This is a genomic window from Streptomyces sp. NPDC052023 (assembly GCF_044548465.1).
Classification (GTDB): domain Bacteria; phylum Actinomycetota; class Actinomycetes; order Streptomycetales; family Streptomycetaceae; genus Streptomyces.
Map to the genome: position 1 here is coordinate 27,515 of NZ_JBIUBW010000001.1, position 17,787 is coordinate 45,301.

The 17,787-nt window shown below is 72.5% G+C and carries 13 protein-coding genes; 9 read left to right on the plus strand and 4 right to left on the minus strand.

Annotated elements, in window-relative coordinates; genetic code table 11:
• The first annotated feature begins 991 nt into the window (after positions 1-991).
• Genes ACIHCM_RS00120 through ACIHCM_RS00135 form a run of 4 tightly spaced genes read left to right on the plus strand, consistent with a single transcriptional unit; the run spans position 992 to position 4,317 of the window.
• Positions 992-1,477 carry a transposase gene (locus tag ACIHCM_RS00120; RefSeq protein ID WP_399887107.1) on the plus strand — a complete coding sequence of 162 codons (486 nt, stop codon included), beginning with the start codon at positions 992-994 and terminating at the stop codon, positions 1,475-1,477.
• A 32-nt stretch (positions 1,478-1,509) separates the two neighbouring features.
• On the plus strand, positions 1,510-2,808 hold the full coding sequence (pcaC, locus tag ACIHCM_RS00125) for a 4-carboxymuconolactone decarboxylase (RefSeq protein WP_399887109.1): 1,299 nt from the start codon (positions 1,510-1,512) through the stop codon (positions 2,806-2,808).
• 46 nt (positions 2,809-2,854) lie between these two features.
• A complete protein-coding gene (locus ACIHCM_RS00130; protein ID WP_399887111.1) occupies positions 2,855-3,487 on the plus strand; it encodes an MBL fold metallo-hydrolase in 633 nt (210 codons plus the stop codon).
• 50 nt (positions 3,488-3,537) lie between these two features.
• Positions 3,538-4,317 carry an exodeoxyribonuclease III gene (locus ACIHCM_RS00135; protein ID WP_399887113.1) on the plus strand — a complete coding sequence of 260 codons (780 nt, stop codon included), beginning with the start codon at positions 3,538-3,540 and terminating at the stop codon, positions 4,315-4,317.
• A 43-nt stretch (positions 4,318-4,360) separates the two neighbouring features.
• Here the strand turns inward: ACIHCM_RS00135 and ACIHCM_RS00140 are convergent, their stop codons facing one another.
• Complete coding sequence (locus ACIHCM_RS00140; protein WP_399888651.1) at positions 4,361-6,157, minus strand: GDSL-type esterase/lipase family protein; 1,797 nt, start codon at positions 6,155-6,157, stop codon at positions 4,361-4,363.
• A gap of 148 nt (positions 6,158-6,305) precedes the next feature.
• On the opposite strand from ACIHCM_RS00140, the gene ACIHCM_RS00145 reads away from it, so the two are divergent.
• The gene (locus tag ACIHCM_RS00145) at positions 6,306-6,713 is read left to right on the plus strand and encodes a DUF6278 family protein (RefSeq protein ID WP_399887115.1); all 408 of its coding nucleotides are present in this window, start codon (positions 6,306-6,308) and stop codon (positions 6,711-6,713) included.
• 420 nt (positions 6,714-7,133) lie between these two features.
• On the opposite strand, the gene ACIHCM_RS00150 is transcribed toward ACIHCM_RS00145, so the two are convergent.
• Together ACIHCM_RS00150 and ACIHCM_RS00155 are read right to left on the minus strand one after the other, a co-directional pair.
• Positions 7,134-8,702, minus strand: coding sequence for a CocE/NonD family hydrolase (locus ACIHCM_RS00150; RefSeq protein ID WP_399887117.1), 1,569 nt, complete (start codon positions 8,700-8,702; stop codon positions 7,134-7,136).
• A gap of 116 nt (positions 8,703-8,818) precedes the next feature.
• The gene (locus tag ACIHCM_RS00155) at positions 8,819-9,577 is read right to left on the minus strand and encodes a hypothetical protein (RefSeq protein WP_399887119.1); all 759 of its coding nucleotides are present in this window, start codon (positions 9,575-9,577) and stop codon (positions 8,819-8,821) included.
• Positions 9,578-9,703: 126 nt separating this feature from the next.
• Between ACIHCM_RS00155 and ggt the strand changes: the two genes are divergently transcribed.
• Positions 9,704-11,512, plus strand: coding sequence for a gamma-glutamyltransferase (ggt, locus tag ACIHCM_RS00160; RefSeq protein WP_399887121.1), 1,809 nt, complete (start codon positions 9,704-9,706; stop codon positions 11,510-11,512).
• A gap of 2 nt (positions 11,513-11,514) precedes the next feature.
• Here ggt and ACIHCM_RS00165 read toward each other — a convergent pair whose 3' ends face one another.
• Positions 11,515-14,049 (minus strand): ATP-dependent Clp protease ATP-binding subunit, encoded by a 2,535-nt coding sequence (locus ACIHCM_RS00165; RefSeq protein ID WP_399887123.1) that lies wholly within the window; start codon positions 14,047-14,049, stop codon positions 11,515-11,517.
• Positions 14,050-14,734: 685 nt separating this feature from the next.
• On the opposite strand from ACIHCM_RS00165, the gene ACIHCM_RS00170 reads away from it, so the two are divergent.
• From ACIHCM_RS00170 to ACIHCM_RS00180, 3 genes are all read left to right on the plus strand, one after another.
• Positions 14,735-14,986, plus strand: coding sequence for a helix-turn-helix domain-containing protein (locus ACIHCM_RS00170; protein WP_399887125.1), 252 nt, complete (start codon positions 14,735-14,737; stop codon positions 14,984-14,986).
• Positions 14,987-15,078: 92 nt separating this feature from the next.
• The gene (locus ACIHCM_RS00175; RefSeq protein WP_399887127.1) at positions 15,079-16,500 is read left to right on the plus strand and encodes a hypothetical protein; all 1,422 of its coding nucleotides are present in this window, start codon (positions 15,079-15,081) and stop codon (positions 16,498-16,500) included.
• A gap of 366 nt (positions 16,501-16,866) precedes the next feature.
• Positions 16,867-17,517, plus strand: coding sequence for a hypothetical protein (locus ACIHCM_RS00180; RefSeq protein WP_399887129.1), 651 nt, complete (start codon positions 16,867-16,869; stop codon positions 17,515-17,517).
• Positions 17,518-17,787: the final 270 nt, after the last annotated feature.

The window sequence follows — 17,787 nt, forward strand, 5'->3', positions numbered from 1 at the left end:
GACTTGGGTCGTGGACCGGCGGCCTGGGTCTTCCGCGGGCGTGATCCGCGGGGAGGGTATGTGCCGTGTGCCAGGTAGTGCTGGCCGGCGCTCGTCAAGGCGACGCTCCACTGCCGGGTCTTCCGGGAGACCGTCACCAGGCCACGGTTGTGGAGTGCCTGGCAGGTGGTCTTGTAGGAGCTGGTGTTCCATACGCCTGCAGGGCACCCGGCTCCCACCCACTGCAACACCGAGAGCTGCCGCTCATTGACCCGCCGTTCCCATGGCCCGCCTTCGACTCGAAGTGGCGTACGACGGCGGCATGATGCCAGTTCCGTTGGTAGGCGACCGGTGCTTCGAGTCAATTCGCTCGAACGAGCGGGCTGACGTGGCTGGAAGCCGATTGGGCCGAGAACCGTAGGTGGGTGCCTGTCCTACGGCGGGGTCTGACTCCTGAGATCTCTGACCGAGGTGTCCTGACCACACGGTGTCGACCGCCGGCCAGGGGACAGCGCACTGTTGGTCTCGGGCTGATGGACGTGTCTCGAAAGGGGCTTGCCGGAAAGGCGTCATCACGATTCTGACCGTCCGCACGGCCCGCTGCCGGCTACGGGACAAGCCGTCGGATCTGAAAGGGAATGAGCATGACCGGCACGTCCTCCGCTTCGCGTCCTCGTCGGCGTCGGCCGGCGGGGGAGGTGGTCCTGGGAGTGGACACGCACCGGGATGCCCATGTGGCCGCTGTGCTCTCCCTGGTGGGGGAAGTGATCGGCGCCGATGAGTTCCCGGCCACCGCGGCTGGATACCGAGACCTGCTGGGGTGGCCAGGGCGTCGGGTACGGTGCGCTGGGCCGGAGTGGAAGGTACCGGTTCCTTCGGAGCTGCCCTGTCACGGTACCTGCTGGCCCAGGGCGTGGACGTTTTCGATTTGTGAACCGGTTCGAGAGAGCTCTTCCGCACCTGCGCAGGGCTCGTCGACGCCAGCCTGAATTACGATGCGGGCGAGGGGGCGGTGCTCCATGCCACCCACGTCACCCTGGGGCTCCTGGCCCGGCGCATCAGGCAGCTCAGCGACGAGGTCCAGGACTTGGAAGGCCGCCTGACCCGGTTGGTGGAGCGCCACGCTCCGCAGCTGCTCGAGGTGGTGGGCATCGGTCCGGACACGGCCGTCACCTTGCTGATCACGATCGGGGATAACCCGGAACGCCCGGGCAGTGAGGCGTCCTTCGCGGCGCTGCGCGGGGTCAGCCCAGTCGAGCGTTCCTCGGGCAGCCGGTCGTACCGTCGCCTCAACCGCGGCAGCGACCGAAAAGCGAACGCGGCCCTGCACCGGATCGTGCAGACCCGCCTGCGCGTTGACCCGCGCACCCAGGATTACTGCGAACGCCGCAACAAGGAGGGCAAGACCCGACGCGAGATAGTCCGAAGCCTCAAGCGCTACGCGGCCCCGGAGGTCTTCCACCTGGTCAGACCTGTGCAGCCGCAACCCTCGTTATAGGGGCAGTCGTGATACGTGAGAGGGTCTGGGGCGTGAGTGAGACACCACCGAACACCCTGCAATACCGCTTTGACGGGCCAGAAGACGCTCCGGTCCTGATCTTGGGTCCCTCACTGGGTACCACATGGCACATGTGGGACCGGCAGGTCCCGGAGCTGATGAAGCAGTGGCGCGTCTTCCGGTTCGACCTGCCCGGACACGGCGGCGCCCCCGCCCACCCCGCGGGCTCCGTCGGGGACCTCACCGCCCGGCTGCTCGCCACCCTCGACAGTCTGGGAGTGCACCGCTTCGGCTACGCGGGCTGCGCCCTCGGCGGCGCGGTCGGCGTCGAGCTGGCCCTGCGCCACCCCCAGCGGCTCGCCTCGCTCGCGCTGATCGCCACCTCGCCCCGCTTCGGCACCGCCGACGAGTTCCGCCGGCGCGGCGTGATCGTACGGTCGAACGGGCTCGACCCGATCGCCCGCAGCGCGCCCGACCGCTGGTTCACGGGCGGCTTCGCCGCCGCCCAGCCCGCGATCACCGAGTGGGCCGTGCAGATGGTGCGCACCACCGACCCCGGCTGCTACATCGCCGACTGCGAGGCCCTCGCCACCTTCGACGTACGGCACGAACTCGGCCGGGTCGGCGTGCCCACGCTGGTCCTGGTCGGCTCGGAGGACCAGATCACCGGCCCCGCCGAGGCCCGCACGCTGGTCGCCGGGATCCCGAATGCCCGTCTGGCCGTCGTACCCGGAGCCTCGCACCTGGTGCCCGTCGAGCAGCCGGCCGCCGTCACGGACCTGCTGGTCACGCACTTCTCCACCGCCTGGCAGCCCGCGTTCGACGCCACCGGCCAGATGGCCATCCAGGCGGCCCCGGTCAAGCCGGTCCTCGCCGCGCCGCCGCCCCCGCAGGCCACGCCCGTCGCCGAGATCGCGCCGCCCGTCGCCGATCCGCACGCGAACGGGCGGCCGGACCCCTACGACGCCGGGATCAAAGTACGCCGCGAGGTGCTCGGCGACGCGCACGTGGACCGGGCGCTGACGCAGGCCGGCGAGTTCTCCGGCGACTTCCAGGACTTCGTCACCCGCTACGCCTGGGGCGAGGTCTGGAACCGGCCGGGCCTGGACCGCCGTACCCGCAGCTGCATCACCCTCACCGCCCTGATCGCGGGCGGTCATCTGGACGAGCTCGCCTTCCACACCCGCGCCGCGCTGCGCAACGGCCTCACGCCGGCCGAGATCAAGGAGGTGCTGCTGCAGGCCGCCGTCTACTGCGGCGTACCGGCGGCGAACAGCGCGTTCAAGGTCGCCCAGCAGGTCATCCGGGAGGAGACCACGCCCCACGAGTGAGCCCCGCCACGAGCACCCGCCGCACACCCCGGGCAGGATGGACCGCATGAAGCTCACCAAGAAGACGCACGCCTGCGTCCGTCTGGAGAAGGACGGCCGGACGCTCGTCATCGACCCGGGCGGGTTCAGCGAGACGGACGCCGCGGCGGGCGCCGAGGCGATCCTCGTCACACACGAGCACGCCGACCACTTCGACGAGGAGCGGCTGCGCACCGCTCTGGAGGGCAACCCGGCCGCCGAGATCTGGACGCTGAAGTCCGTCGCGGACAAGATCTCGGCGGCGTTCCCGGGCCGCGTGCACACCGTCGGCCACGGCGACACGTTCACCGCCGCGGGCTTCGACGTCCAGGTGCACGGCGAGCTGCACGCCGTGATCCACCCGGACATCCCGCGCATCACCAACGTCGGCTACCTGATCGACGGCGGCGTCTTCCACCCCGGCGACGCCCTCACCGTGCCCGGCCACCCCGTGGAGACGCTGCTGCTGCCGGTCATGGCCCCCTGGAGCAAGATCTCCGAGGTGATCGACTACGTCCGGGAGGTCAAGCCGCGGCGGGCGTACGACGTCCACGACGCCCTGCTCACCGACCTGGCCCGCCCCATCTACGACCGGCAGATCGGGGCCCTCGGCGGCTCCGAACACCTGCGGCTGACGCCGGGCGAGTCCGCCCAGCTGTGACGGCGGACGGGCGGGACGGGTTGTCGGACCCGCCCGGTAGGTTGTGAGACATGCGCATCGCCACCTGGAACGTGAACTCGATCACCGCCCGTCTGCCCCGCCTGCTGGCCTGGCTGGAGAACAGCGGCACGGACGTGCTGTGCCTGCAGGAGGCCAAGGTCGCCGAGGAGCAGTTCCCGTTCGACCAGCTCCGTGACCTGGGCTACGAGGCCGCGGTGCACGCCACCGGCCGGTGGAACGGCGTGGCGGTGCTCTCCCGGCTCGGCATCGCGGACGTGGTCAAGGGCCTGCCCGGCGACACCGGGTACGACGGCGCGAGGGAGCCCCGGGCCATCGCCGCGACCTGCGGCCCGGTCCGCGTCTGGTCGGTCTACGTGCCGAACGGACGTGAGGTCGACCACGCCCACTACGCGTACAAGCTCCAGTGGCTCGAGGCGCTGAAGGCGACCGTCGCCGGCGACGCGGGCGGCACCCGCCCCTTCGCGGTGCTCGGCGATTTCAACGTGGCGCCGACGGACGACGACGTCTACGACGTGGCCGCCTTCGAGGGCCTCACCCACGTCACCCCCGCCGAGCGCGCCGCGCTCGCCTCACTGCGCGAGACGGGCCTGTCCGACGTCGTCCCGCGCCCGCTGAAGTACGACCACCCGTACACCTACTGGGACTACCGCCAGCTCTGCTTCCCCAAGAACCGCGGCATGCGGATCGACCTGGTCTACGGCAACAAGCCGTTCGCGAACGCGGTCAAGGACGCCTACGTGGACCGCGAGGAGCGCAAGGGCAAGGGCGCCTCGGACCACGCCCCCGTGGTGGTCGACCTGGAGGTCTAGGGCCTGCCGGGCACACCCTGGGGCCGCCCGCCCGGCGGGTGCGTCACAGCAGTGTCAGATCCACCGACTCGGCCATCGCCGCCAGCCCCGCGTCGCCCGGATGCAGATGGTCGCCGCTGTCGTACGCCGGCAGCATCCGCGACGGCTGCGCCGGGTCCCGTACCGCCGCGTCGAAGTCGAGCACGCCGTCGAAGACGTCGTTCTGCCGGATCCAGGCGTTCGCGGCGGTCCGCTCCGTCTCCAGGGCGGCGGTACAGCGAGGTTCGCCGCCGCACGGCACGAGCGTGGCCACCAGCACCCGCAGCCCGCGCGCGTGCGCCCTGTCGGCGATCTCCTCCAGCCCCGCTGTCAGCGTCTGCGCGCTGCGGCCCGCCAGCAGGTCGTTGATGCCCTCCAGGACGATCGCCGTGCGCACCGAGGTCTGGGCGTGCACGTCCCGGTCCAGCCGGTGCAGCGCGCTCACGCCTGCCGAGTCCGTGGAGACCCCGTCGCCGGGATAGCGGTCGGCAGTCACGCTGTTGCCCGCGATGCCCTGGTTGAGCACGCCGTACCGCGGCACCGCGCTCTGCGCCCGCAGCCGCCCGGCCAGCACGTCGGGCCAGCGCCGGTTGGCGTCCACGGTCGACTTGTCGCCGTCGGTGATCGAGTCGCCGATCACCACCACCGACCCCGGACCGCCGGCCACGTCCACACCGGTCAGCAGTGGCCAGTTCGTCAGGACGCCGGTGTACGCCGTGGCCGCGCCGGCGGCGGTGTGGTCACCGGGTTCGCTCAGGTACGACCGCTGCTGTGCGAGGCGGTGCACGGGCGCCGCCTCGATCGGGCCGGGCAGATGGAAGCTGACCAGCAGATTGGCACCGGCGGGCACGTCGAAGGCGATCGGATCGCTGTACGCCTGTGCTCCCGCCGGAATCTCGGTGTCCGCCGCCCCGCCGAAGGTCAGCCGCACCGGCGTGGCCTCGGCCGCCGCGCCCGTGTCCTGCACGGCCACCGTGGCGCCGCCGATCCGTACCGGCGCCGCGGCGAAGGTGTTGTCGAATCGCAGCCGCACCCCGGTCCCGCCCACCGACGTGTGGACCACCAGCCGCAGCGTCCGGTCGGTCCACGGGCCCACGGCCGGATACCCGGAGGTCGCCGTGGCCCAGGCGCCGGTCCAGCCGGTCGTGGCGGCGCGCACCGACAGGGCGAAGACATGCAGGTCGGGGGCGAGGGGCAGCTGCACCGAGGCGACGGACCGTGTCGCGTCGACCGGCACCGTCACGACGTACAGCCGCGCCTTCTCGGCGAGCGGGCCGTCGGGCGTGTTCACGTGCGGCAGCGCCACCGCCTTGGTGGCGAGCGGGCCGCGCCGCCAGTCGGGGGCGGTGAGCGTGTAGGGGGAGAGAGTGCCGTCGGTGTAGGAGACGGTGCCGGAGGCAGTGAGGTCGGCGCCTGACGTGCTCGCGACCAGGAAGGCGAGTGCGTCGCCCCGGCCGGCCAGTGCCACGCTCTGGCCGTTCGCCCGCACGTTGTCGGGCAGACCCGCGACCCGGTTCGGCCAGGTCAGTGTGGCGCCCTGGACGGTGAGCGCCTGGCCCGGGGTCCAGCCGGCGGCCGTGAGGTCCTCGGCGGACAGGGAGGCTCCCGCGCCGTCGAAGTCGGCCGCGGAGGGGTCGCCGTCGTCGCTCACGGCGGTGTTGTCGAAGAGCTGCTCCAGCGGCAGCGGCGCCGCTCGGTCGTCGTGCTCGGCCTGCGCCGACGCCACCGGCAGCACGGAAGCGATCAGTACGAGGACGACCGCGAACCCCCGGACACCTCGGCGTACCAAGCGACCCTCCTGCTCTGTGCCGCGACGGGACATGGGTGAAGCCATGATCGTGAAGCTAGGGAGAGGGAGGTGGTGGGTCAACGAACCATGCGCGAACACGGTGTGAAACCGCCCGGACGACCGGATACGGCCGTCCGCGCGCCTGTGGTGCGCACGCGGGTGCGAATGACAGGCTGGAGGTATGAACATCCCTTTCCTGGGCCACCGACGCCAGAGGCCCGGGGTCTTCGACCCCGAGGGCATCGCCGAACTCCTGGCCGAGTGCGAGCTGCTCCGTTCCCAGGCGGGCCGGGTGGGCGTCCAACTCGACGACACCGTGGACTCGTTGGAGGCGCTCGACCAGCTGCTGCCGCGCTGGCGGGACGACGAGGAGATCCTGCCCTGGCTGGGCAACGACGCCGGTCTGTACCTGGGCACGGTGATCGTGCGCACGGTCCCCGGCGCGGTCTGGGAGATCTGGCCGGACGGTCAGCCGGTGGTGCGGCTGGAGTCCGGGCGGGTGTTCGACGTCGTGGCGGCGGGCCAGGAGTGGGCCGCCAGCGGCGTGCCCGAACTCTCCCAGCTGTACGCGGAGGTCGCCGAGTCCTGAGCCGGATGGGGCAATTGCGGTAAATACGGCTTATGCCCGAAAAATGCGTGTCGGGTGTCAGCTCCTCGCCCGCACGGATAGTTTGCGGCAGCCACGACACGGCCGAGAGTTGAGTGGGGGAGAGCATGGCCTCGATCCGCCGATCGAACGTGTGCCCCGCACCAGATCCGCGTTCACCGTGTGCGAACGCCATCGAACCCGGCCTCCGGAAGGCCGTGTTCGTGCCCGGCGTGTGCGGAAGGCCGTTCACCCCGCACTTCCTCGCGCCCCGGGTCCCGCGGTTCACGGCCGGCAGACTCGTCGCGCCCCGGTCTCGACTACGATGTGCCGTTCAGCCCCGTGATGGGTGCTCCCCCCGCGGCCGTTCGGCCGCAGGGGCAGCGGTACCCCGAGCCAGGCCCGTCCGGCGGCGGCCGGAGATCACTGCTCGCGCAGCGGAATCGACACGTACGACGGGTCGTTCGCCGGTGAGGAGAAGGTCAGCCGCGCGCCGGACGGGTTGTGCTCGATGTAGAGCGGGTCGACCGTGTCGACGACCAGGGCGAGCCGATGCCCTGCCGGGACGTCGTAGGCCGTGGAGAACAGCTCCAGATCCACGCCGAAGGGCTGTCCGGGCGTGCGCCCGTGGAAGGTGTACGGCGCGTTGCTGATCAGCTTGCCGAGGCCGAGCGGGCCCACGTCGTAGAGGTAGGCGACGAGGGTTCCGCTCTCCTTTGTCGGGGTGAGGGTCGTGTGCAGCTTCGCCGTACCCCGCACGCGCTGGGGCGTGGCGTACTTCCCGGACTGCCACACGGCGGCCCAGCGGCGTGGCAGCAGGGGGATCGAGGCCGTCGGGGGCAACTGGGCGATCTGGTCGAGGATGTTGGAGAGGAAGACGACACCGCCGTCCGCCCCGGAGTTGACGTTCGTGCGGATCGTGACCGAGCCGGCGAGGTCGATCTTCCGGCTGGTCGCGGCCACCGACTTCCAGTCCGGGTAGCCCTCGTAGCCGCCGCCTGTGCGGGCCTTGAGGCGGACCGGCTGCTCACGGTCGATGCCGTTGTCCACGCCCCTGAGGTGGTGGTCGAACCAGCGCCCGGTGTCGGCCCACACGTCGTTGGGCAGGCCCAGCAGTCCGGTGGCCTCGGCGGTCGCGTGGTCGCCGGGGCGCAGGGAGAGTCTCTTCGGGACGGTCAGCTTCTCGTAGAAGTCCGCGTACTGGTTGGGCGGGAAGATGGTGTCTCCCCAGGCGTTGGCGAGCATGACCGCGGCGCCGTTGTCGTTGATCCGGTCGAGGTAGGCCGCGGGGGAACGTTTCTTGCCCCAGGCGATCAGCTCCGGTTCCTTCTCCAGGTTGGAGGCGAAGAAGTCCTCGAACACCTGCTGGAGTTCGGCGCTGGGCCGCCCGGTGAGCTGGCCCGCGCCCCACAGCAGGGCGGCGGCCTGGGAGTGCTGGGTGCGGCCGGAGTAGATCGAGTCGATCAGGTCGGCCCAGCCGCTGAGCGCCGCGACGGCCCTGACGCGTCTGTCGTGCGCGGCGGCGAGCAGGGTGATGCCGGCGCCGTACGAGACGCCCGCCATGCCGACGCGCCCGGCGTCGGACGGGGTGTTGGCGAGCGCCCAGTCGATGACCTTGGACGCGTCGGCCACGTCGGGCGGCCCGGCGACCTCTATGTGGCCACCGGACTGCCAGAAGCCGCGGGTGTTGTACGTGACGACGACGTAGCCCGCGTCGGCGAGCTTCTGGGCCTGGGCGAGGTACTCGATCTGCGGCGTGGCCCAGCTCGTCGGCAGCACGAGCAGCGGGTGGCGGCGGCCGGCGCCGGCGCCCGCGGGCGTGACGACGTTCGCCTTGAGGATCGTGCCGCCGTCCCCGGTGATGTCGACGAAGCGGACGGTGTTCGGGGCCGCCTGGGCGGCGGGGGCGAGCCCGAGGGCGCTTCCGGCGACCAGGGTCGCGGAGACGGCGCCCACGGCAGTCGTACGCAGGGCCTTGCGAGGGAGTCCCACGGGTCACTCCTCACTCGTGTAAGTGCAAAGTGACCCGACGGTAACCTCGGCGGCTTACTGTAGGTAACCCGTCGGTAAGTTACGTGAAAGTAACAATCATTGAAATGCACAGCACCCTAGGACGCACGATGCGAGGTACGGGGAGGGGTGACCGTGGGGGCCGGCGCCTGGGCCGCGCGGGTCACGTCCGCGACCAACTCGACCACGTCCGGGCCGTAGGCCTGCGAGTTCACCACCTTCAGCAGCAGTACGAAGGTGTGGTTGCCGTGCTTGCGGGCCAGTCGCTCGTGGTTGCGGGCCAGGTAGCGGGTGGCGGCCTGGTTGGTGATCGCGGTCTGGCCGCAGAAGAGGAAGACGGGCCGCGTGCCCGGGCCCTGATCCACAGTCAGCCGGGCGAGGAGCACGTGCTCTTCTCTGCCGGGCTCCACGCGGTACCGCTCGGAGCCGATCTGGAAGGCGCCGCGGTCCGGTCCGGGCTCGGCGTCGACGTTCACCCGCACACCGGGCAGCAGGGACGCGAGGTGCGCCGTCATGCGGCGGTTGGACGCCGGGCCGCCCACACAGAACTCCGTGCGCTCGCCGAAGCCCTGGCGTGCCGCGTCGTGCGGGACGATCTGGGCGTAGGCGTTGCAGTCCTTGATCAGCGCGGCCAGCTCGAGGAGCGCGAACACGTCGAAGCGCATCACCGACAACTCCGGCCCGCCCGCGCCGCGGTTCACCACCAGCAGCGACTCGGAGTTGTCGGGCAGCCCGAAGAACACCTGCTTGCGGCGGAGCCTGCGCTTCCAGAGATAGGTGCGGGCCAGCCAGCCGATCGCGGCGCTGAGGCCGGCGGCGATCACGCCGAGGACGATGTTGCGCACGTCGTCAGTCATGGGCGCGCATGGTAGCGGGCGCAGGGAAACCGTGTTCGAGTGGTGGGTGAGGGGGTGTGCGCGCGCTCCTGACGCGGGCATGCCCATGAATTAGGCTGCGCGGACGGTCCCTGACTGGAGGTGCGGATGCGTCGCCCTGTCGTGCGGAAACTGTCGGTTCTGGCGGTGTCGGCCGCCGTGGTGTCGGTGGGGGCCGCGGCGCCCCCGGCTCCCCGGACGGCGCCGGTGGAGAAGGTCCCGGTCGCCGTGGGGTACGGCGGCGCGGTGTCGAGCGTCGACGCGGACGCCTCCGCCGCCGGCATCGAGGTGCTGAGAAAGGGCGGCAACGCCGTCGACGCGGCCGTGGCCACCGCCGCGGCACTGGGCGTCACCGAGCCCTACTCCGCCGGTCTGGGCGGGGGCGGCTACTTCGTCTTCTACGACGCCAAGTCCCGTACCGTGCGCACGATCGACGGTCGTGAGACGGCACCGCTGAGCGCCGACGAGAACCTCTTCGTGGAGAACGGCAAGCCCGTTCCCTTCGCCGAGGCCGTCACGAGCGGGCTGAGCGTCGGCACCCCCGGCACCCCCGCGACCTGGGGGACGGCGCTGCGCAGCTGGGGCAGCAAACCGCTGCGCACCCTCCTGGAGCCCGCCGAACGGCTGGCCCGCGACGGCTTCACCGTCGACGCCACCTTCCGCGCCCAGACCGCGTCCAACGAAGCCCGGTTCCGGAACTTCCCGGACACCGTGAAGCTCTTCCTGCCCGGTGGCGAACTGCCCGTCGTCGGCTCCACGCTGACCAACGGCGACCTGGCCGCCACCTACGACGAACTGGGCCGCAAGGGCGTCGACGCGCTGTACCGGGGCAAGCTGGCCAAGGACATCGTCGACACCGTCAACGAGCCCCCGGTGGACCCCGACTCGGGGTACCACGCCCGCCCCGGCGACCTGTCGCTGAAGGACCTGGCCGCCTACCGCACCAAGCAGCAGGCGCCCTCCCGGACCACGTACCGGGGCCTGGGGGTCTACTCGATGGCGCCCTCCTCCTCGGGCGGCACCACCGTCGGTGAGGCGCTCAACATGCTGGAGCTGAGCGACCTGTCGAGGAAGCGGACGAGTGACGCCCAGTATCTGCACCGCTTCATCGAGGCGAGCCGGATCGCCTTCGCCGACCGGGGGCGCTGGGTCGGCGACCCCGCCTTCGAGGACGTACCGGCCAAGGAGTTGCTCTCGCAGCGCTACGCCGACTCGCGCGCCTGCCTGATCAAGGACGACGCGGTGCTGACCAGCCCGGTCGCGCCGGGCGACCCGCGCAAGCCGGCGGCCTGCGCCACGGGCGGCACGGCCGCGCCGACGACCTACGAGGGTGACAGCACCACCCACCTCACCACAGCGGACCGGTGGGGCAACGTCGTCTCCTACACGCTCACCATCGAGCAGACCGGCGGCAGCGGCATCACCGTCCCGGGCCGCGGCTTCCTGCTCAACAACGAGCTGACGGACTTCTCCTTCGCCCCCGCCAACCCGGCGGTGCACGACCCCAACCTGCCCGGCCCGGGCAAGCGTCCGCGCTCGTCGATGGCGCCGACGATCGTGCTGGACGAGCACGGCAGGCCGGTGGTCGCACTCGGCTCGCCCGGCGGCGCCACCATCATCACCACCGTGCTGCAGACGCTGACCGGGTTCCTGGACCGGGGGCTGCCGCTGGTCGACGCGATCGCCGCGCCCCGGGCCAGTCAGCGCAATGCCGCGCAGACCGAGCTGGAGCCCGGCCTCTACGACGACAGCGCGCTGCGGAAGCGGTTGCAGGACATCGGCCACTCCTTCCGCCCCAACCCGGAGATCGGCGCGACCACGGGCGTACAGCGGCTGCCGAACGGCAAGTGGCTGGCCGCGGCCGAGACCACCCGGCGCGGGGGCGGGTCCGCGATGGTGGTGTGGCCGGTGCGGTAGGCCTAGACGGCCGCGCCCTCGGTACGGAATGTCAGCCTGCCGTCCTCCTCGTCGACCCGCACCCGGTCGCCGTCCTTGACCCGGCCGTCGAGGAGGAGGCGGGAGAGCTGGTTGTCGACCTCGCGCTGAATGGTGCGGCGCAGCGGGCGGGCGCCGTACTCCGGCTCGTAGCCCCGCCGGGCCAGGAGGTCGACGGCCGGGTCGGAGAACTCGACCGTGATGCCCTGCGCGTGCATCAGACGGCGGGTGCGCTCCAGCAGCAGGTCGGTGATGCTGTGCAGTTGGTCCGGCGTGAGCTGGCGGAAGAAGACGATCTCGTCGATCCGGTTGAGGAACTCGGGCCTGAAGTGCTCGCGCAGCGGCCGCAGGATCTGCTCGCGGCGCGCCTCCTCGTCCGCGTCGGCGCCGCCCGCGCCGAAACCGATGCCGGCCCCACGCCGGGTGATCGCCTCGGAACCGAGGTTGCTGGTCATCACGATCACCGTGTTGGTGAAGTCGACCGTGCGGCCCTGAGAGTCGGTCAGCCGGCCGTCGTCGAGGACCTGGAGAAGGATGTTGAAGACGTCCGGGTGCGCCTTCTCCACCTCGTCGAGCAGCAGCAGCGAGTACGGGTGCCGCCGCACCACCTCGGTGAGCTGGCCGGCCTCCTCGTGGCCGACGTACCCGGGCGGCGCGCCCACCAGACGGCTGACGGTGTGCCGTTCCTGGTACTCGCTCATGTCGAGCCGGACCATCCGCTCCTCGCTGCCGAACAGCGCCTCGGCCAGCGCGCGGGCCAGCTCCGTCTTGCCGACCCCGGTCGGGCCGAGGAACAGGAAGCTGCCGATCGGCCGGTCGGGACTGGCCAGCCCGGCGCGGGAGCGCATGACCGCCTCGGAGACCACCCGGACCGCCTCGTCCTGGCCGACGACCCGCTCGTGCAGGTGCTCCTCCAGGCCGAGCAGCCGTTCCTTCTCCTCCTCGGTCAGCCTGCTCACCGGGATGCCGGTCTGGCGGGACACCACCTCGGCGATGGCCTCGGTGGTGACCTCCAGGTTCTGCCCCTCGTCGGCCTGGTCGTCGCCGGAGGCCTGCGAGATCCGCTGCCTCAGCTCCATGATCCGGTCCCGCAACTGGGTGGCCTGCTCGTACTGCTCGGCGGCGACCGCCTGGTCCTTGTCCCGGGCCAGTTGTTCGGCCTCCCGCTCCATGGCCCGCACGTCCGTGCCCTTGGTACGCGCGCGCAGCCGCACCCGCGCGCCCGCCTGGTCGATCAGGTCGATGGCCTTGTCGGGCAGCCGCCGGTCGGTGAGATACCGGTCGGACAGCTCGACGGCGGCGACCAGGGCCTCGTCCGTGTAGCGGACCTGGTGGTGGGCCTCGTAGCGGTCGCGCAGGCCCCGCAGGATCTCGATCGCGTCCGCGGGAGTCGGCTCGGGGACCAGGATCGGCTGGAAACGGCGGGCGAGGGCCGCGTCTTTCTCGATCCGGCGGTACTCCTCCAGCGTCGTGGCGCCGACGATGTGCAGTTCTCCACGGGACAGGGCGGGCTTGAGGATGTTGCCCGCGTCCATGGAGCCGCCCTCACCGCCGCCGCCCGCGCCGACGACGGTGTGCAGCTCGTCGATGAAGACGATCAGGCGGTCGGAGTTGGCGCGGATCTCGCCCACGATGTTGTTGAGCCGCTCCTCGAAATCGCCCCGGTAGCGCGTGCCCGCGACCACGCCGGGCAGGTCGAGGGCGAGCACCCGCCGCCCGATCAGTACGTCGGGCACGTCACCGTCGGTGATCCGCTGCGCCAGCCCCTCCACGATCGCCGTCTTGCCGACGCCCGCGTCACCGATGAGCACCGGGTTGTTCTTGCCGCGCCGGGAGAGCACCTCGATGGTCTGCTCGATCTCCTCGTCCCGTCCGATCACGGGGTCGATACGGCCCTGCCGGGCCAGCTCGGTGAGATCGCGGCCGTACTTGTCGACGGTCGGCGTGGCCGTGGACCGGGGCTGCTCGGGGCGTGCCTGCGCGGTGTCCGGGGCCTCGGGCGGCATGCCGGAGGGGGCGAAGCGGGCCGCGTTCAGGATGTGCCCGGCGGCGGAGTCCGGGTTGGCGGCGAGGGCGCTGAGCACGTGCTCGGGGCTGATGTAGCCGGTGCCGCTCGCGCGGGCCAGGTCGTGCGCGTCCAGCAGGGCCCGCTTGACGGCCGGGGTGAGCGAGAGGGAGGTGGGCGGCGGGGCCTCGTTCTGCGGGTGCTGGACCGGGCCCGAGCGCTCGTCGATCTCCGAGGCCAGGCTGTCGGGGTCAGCGCCGGCGCGGCTGAGCAGGCTGCGGGTCGGTTCGCTGGCGAGGGCCGCGCGCAGCAGGTGCTGGGTGTCGAGGTCCCGGCTGCCGTGCTCGGCGGCGTACTGGGCGGCGCCGCGCACCATGTCCCGGGCCGGCTGACTGAGCAGCCGGCCGATGTCGATCTGGCGGGGACCCGGACGAGGTCCGCCGAAGAAGCGGGCCAGGAATTCTCCGAACGGGTCCGGGTTCATGCCCTCCGGGCCGGGGAAGCCGCTGGTCATCACAGTTCCGTTTCGCTGGTCGGCGTACCGGTGTGCACGGGTTCCCGTGCGCTGCGCGGCCGTGCGTGGGGTGCGCTGCTCAACACCCTGGCACGATCGGGAGCGGGTGGCATGTGGAGCCGCGGTCCGTGGGCCCTCCCCTTGATCGGCGGGCGCGGGCCGGCAGTGGCCGGTCGCCCGGTCCGTGGGTCATTCCTTGCCCGGCGGTGGCGGGCTGTGCGTGGCCGGTGCCCCGGTCCGTGGGCCGTCCTTGCTCGGCGGGCGCGGGCTGTCAGTGGCTGGTCGCCCGGTCCTGCGCGCCCCTTCCGGGTGCCGGCCTGGCCGGGAGGACGCGGTCCCGCTTGATAGCCACGGGTGTGTTCGGCGTGGGCCGCGCGGCATCCGTCGTTCGTGCGCAGGGACCGGCCGTCGGGGGCCGTGTGGCAGTCGTCCCGGCCGCTCGCGACGAGCGGGGGCTCGATGGCCCACTCCATGCGCTTGCTCGGGCGCAGGCCCCTTCCTGGGCGGCTTCATTCGAAGCCGAAGGGGCTTCGTGCACACGGCGGCCGCTGCCGTGGCCGCCGGGGCGAGGTCGCCGGCGCGCGGCCGGAAGGTGGTCGGGATGCCGTGCCCGAGAGGGCGTCGCTCGATGAGTCCCTCCCGGACCCCACCGCGCCAATTGTGATACCGGTATTAGAATGGCGGCATGGTGCGCACCCCCCTCACCCCTGAAGAGCGTGAACGCGGCGAGCGGCTCGGGCAACTGCTGCGCGAGGCGCGCGGCGGCCGCAGCATGGCCGAGGTCGCGGCCGCCGCCGGTATCTCCGCGGAGACCCTCCGCAAGATCGAGACCGGCCGCGCCCCTACGCCGGCCTTCTTCACCGTGGCCGCCCTCGCCCGCGCGCTCGGCCTGTCGATGGACGATCTCGCCGGAGCGTGCGCGCCGGTGGGGGTCTGACGTCGCCGCCGGAAAACTCCCCGTAGCGGCGCCGTAACACGACTGGTGTTGTCTACGGCGCGGAATGCTTCGCTCCTTACGGGGGTCGCGCCATGGCGGCGGAACAACTACCGGTCCGCGTGCGGGAGTTCGCGAACCACCTGACCGGCCTGCTGGCGAGCTTGGACAACGGTGCCGGGTGGTGCGCGGTGTTCTGGCAGCGCGATCCGGAGGGCATGCGGGCCTGCCTCGACGGGCGCGAGGTGCCTCCCTGGGACGTGGTCGAGGCGCTTGTGCAGGATCTCGCCGCGGAGCACGGCCCCGAGGCCGCCGCCGCCGAACTGCGACGGGCCCGCCCCCTGCACGCCGCCGCGCTCCTCGCGTACGACACCCGGCCCGGCGGCCGCGACGCCCTCGGGGATCGGCTCGACGCCATGCTCCAGGAACAGCGGTACGCCGCCGGACGGCTCGCTGAGCTGGGCCGGTTACTGCCCACGGCCGCCGGTCGGGCCGACGCGGACGCCATCCGCCTGGACCTGGCATGGGCCCGCGACGACCACGGCCGGGCGACCGCACGGTGCGCCGAACTCCGCAGGAGGATGGCGGACTTGGACCGACGGGCGGCGGACGGACGCGAGGCCGGGGGAGCGCTCCTGGATCCCGGCGGTGGCTCCGGGGAGGCCGTTCTCGATCCCGGCGCCGTTCACGGCGTGGCTCCCGGCTCCGGCGCCCCCGCCGGCACGGCCGCCACCGACTCGGCCGCGAGGGACGGACGGGAGGGCCGGGGGAGGGGGCTGCGCGAGCAGCGCAGGCGTCGCCGGGGCGGCGCCCGTTTCGCGGGCATGGCGGAGGAGGGTGCCGCCCCCACCGTCGCGCCCCCGGGCGCCGTGCCCGGACTGTCCGCCCCGGCCCCCGCCACCGGACGTTCCCCGCGAGGAGCCCGTTTCGCGGGAGCGGCAGCCGAGCCCGCCGCGGCGCCGGAGCCGCCGCTCGAGGAAGTGGACGGAACGGCGCGGCAGGAGGCCGCAGCTATGGCCGAGACGCTGGCGCGGCTGCGGAGCGAGGGCCGCACGGGGGAGGCGCACGTCCTGCTGGCCGAGGCCGCGTACGGGCCCGCCGCCCGCTTCCCGCTGTTCGCCGGCGAGCTCGAACGGGCAGGGCTCGGTGCCGACTGGGCGACGCTGCTGTGGGAGGCCGCCTCGCTGCCCGCCGGCCGGCTCGTCGCCGCGGCGGACGCGCTGGTCGCGGCGGGCCGGGACGCCGACGGGGCACGGCTCCTGCGGCAGGGCGTGGCGCGGCCGCCGGGCGAGATCGGCCTGGCCGTGCTCGGGCTGGCCCACGAGGGCCGTCACCGCGAGGTGCGCGCGCTGCTCGACGCGTACGTCCGCGTCCGCACCCCCGACGAGGCCGCGCGCAGTGCCGGAGCCGAGCCGGAGACCCTGGTGCCCCTCCTGCTGGAGGCCGCGCGCGGCGTCTCCGCCGAGCGGCACCGGGATCTGGTGCACGCCCTGAGGGTTGCCGGGCTCACCGGCTGAGCACGCTGCCGGACGTGCGTGACGAGCCGTCCGCCGCCCGTGGCGCCGCCGGCCACGCGGGCCGCGTCAGGACGCACGGGAGCATCGCCGGCGGGGACGTCTTCAGGGCGCCCGGTCCGGGCACTCGAGGGCCCGGAGGCGTCCGGCGGCGGACCCGCCGGCTCCCGGGGGCGGCGAGCCGGGCGGCGCCGCCGTCGTCGCTCGTCCGGGTCACCGGGGGCGCGCACGGCGCGGAACGGCCGCAGGGTGGTGGTGTCCGCGGGAGGTGCTCGCCGAGCGCCACCGTCTCGGTCGGTGGAGAGGCCCGCGGCGTGTCCACCCGGCCGAGGGGGCTCGACAGCTGCTTGTGGAGGTTCCGTGCGCGACATGCCGTTGACCAAGAGCATCGGTGAACTCCTGCACCGGCGGCACGGCTCCCCCCGGCGGGCCCACGCCCGGCCCGGGCCGGACAGGTTCGGGTTGGACAGCATGCTGGCCGGGGGATTCACCGCCGGCACGCTCGGCCCCGAGGACGAGGCGAGACTCGCCGACGAGGTGGCTCAACTCCTTCCCCACGGCGCCGACATGGTCACCAAGGCGCGGGAGACGCTGACCACGATCGTCGATCACCTCGGGGGGCAGCGAGAACTGATGGCCTGGCTCGACCGCCACCCCGGCCGCCCCAGACTGATCGCGCGGATGTACGTGCTCATGGGTCAGCTCGACCGCTACAGCGACGAAGGCGCGGTGCTGGACGCGCTGCGGGCGTCCCGGGCCCAGGACCCGTATCCCGGCGGGCTGCGCGACTACCTTCCGCCGGACACCACGGACGAGACCCTCGGCACCGTGGCAGCCCGGATCGAGGACCTGCTGGCCGACGGCCGTGAGGAGGAGGCGGTCCGTCTCGCCCTGGCGACCACCTCCTGGCTGCGGCACGTGGCCGAGAGCGCCGACGACCCCCTCCCCGTCGTCCGTGAGATGGGTGAGCTGATGGCCCATGTGCACGAGGACGTCGGCGAGGCCGCCCGTCGCTCCTGAAACGGCGCGCCGCACCGCCGCTCGCCCCGGCGCCTGACCGGACGCGGGTGGCCGGGTGCCGGGCGCCCCGGGGCGCGGGAAAGTGACCGCCGGCAGACGCGGGAAACCGGCCGACGCCCATGTCCGCGGCCCCGAGCGCCCTCACGCGCGTCGCTCACCCACAGGAGTGTGAAACAGCCCCGAAACCCGGGGTTGACGACGATGGTCTTGGCAAGTCCTTCGCCTGGGCATACGTTCGTGCCTCTACGCCCTGCTCTACGGGCGTAGAGG

What these genes read in the sequence shown, in the direction of transcription:
- ACIHCM_RS00130 (WP_399887111.1), top strand. Translation starts at nt 2,855, where the DNA reads ATGAAGCTCACCAAGAAGACGCACGCCTGCGTCCGTCTGGAGAAGGAC.
- ACIHCM_RS00135 (WP_399887113.1), top strand. Translation starts at nt 3,538, where the DNA reads ATGCGCATCGCCACCTGGAACGTGAACTCGATCACCGCCCGTCTGCCC.
- ACIHCM_RS00140 (WP_399888651.1), bottom strand. Translation starts at nt 6,157, where the DNA reads ATGTCCCGTCGCGGCACAGAGCAGGAGGGTCGCTTGGTACGCCGAGGT.
- ACIHCM_RS00145 (WP_399887115.1), top strand. Translation starts at nt 6,306, where the DNA reads ATGAACATCCCTTTCCTGGGCCACCGACGCCAGAGGCCCGGGGTCTTC.
- ACIHCM_RS00155 (WP_399887119.1), bottom strand. Translation starts at nt 9,577, where the DNA reads ATGACTGACGACGTGCGCAACATCGTCCTCGGCGTGATCGCCGCCGGC.
- ggt (WP_399887121.1), top strand. Translation starts at nt 9,704, where the DNA reads ATGCGTCGCCCTGTCGTGCGGAAACTGTCGGTTCTGGCGGTGTCGGCC.
- ACIHCM_RS00165 (WP_399887123.1), bottom strand. Translation starts at nt 14,049, where the DNA reads ATGACCAGCGGCTTCCCCGGCCCGGAGGGCATGAACCCGGACCCGTTC.
- ACIHCM_RS00170 (WP_399887125.1), top strand. Translation starts at nt 14,735, where the DNA reads ATGGTGCGCACCCCCCTCACCCCTGAAGAGCGTGAACGCGGCGAGCGG.
- ACIHCM_RS00175 (WP_399887127.1), top strand. Translation starts at nt 15,079, where the DNA reads ATGGCGGCGGAACAACTACCGGTCCGCGTGCGGGAGTTCGCGAACCAC.
- ACIHCM_RS00180 (WP_399887129.1), top strand. Translation starts at nt 16,867, where the DNA reads ATGCCGTTGACCAAGAGCATCGGTGAACTCCTGCACCGGCGGCACGGC.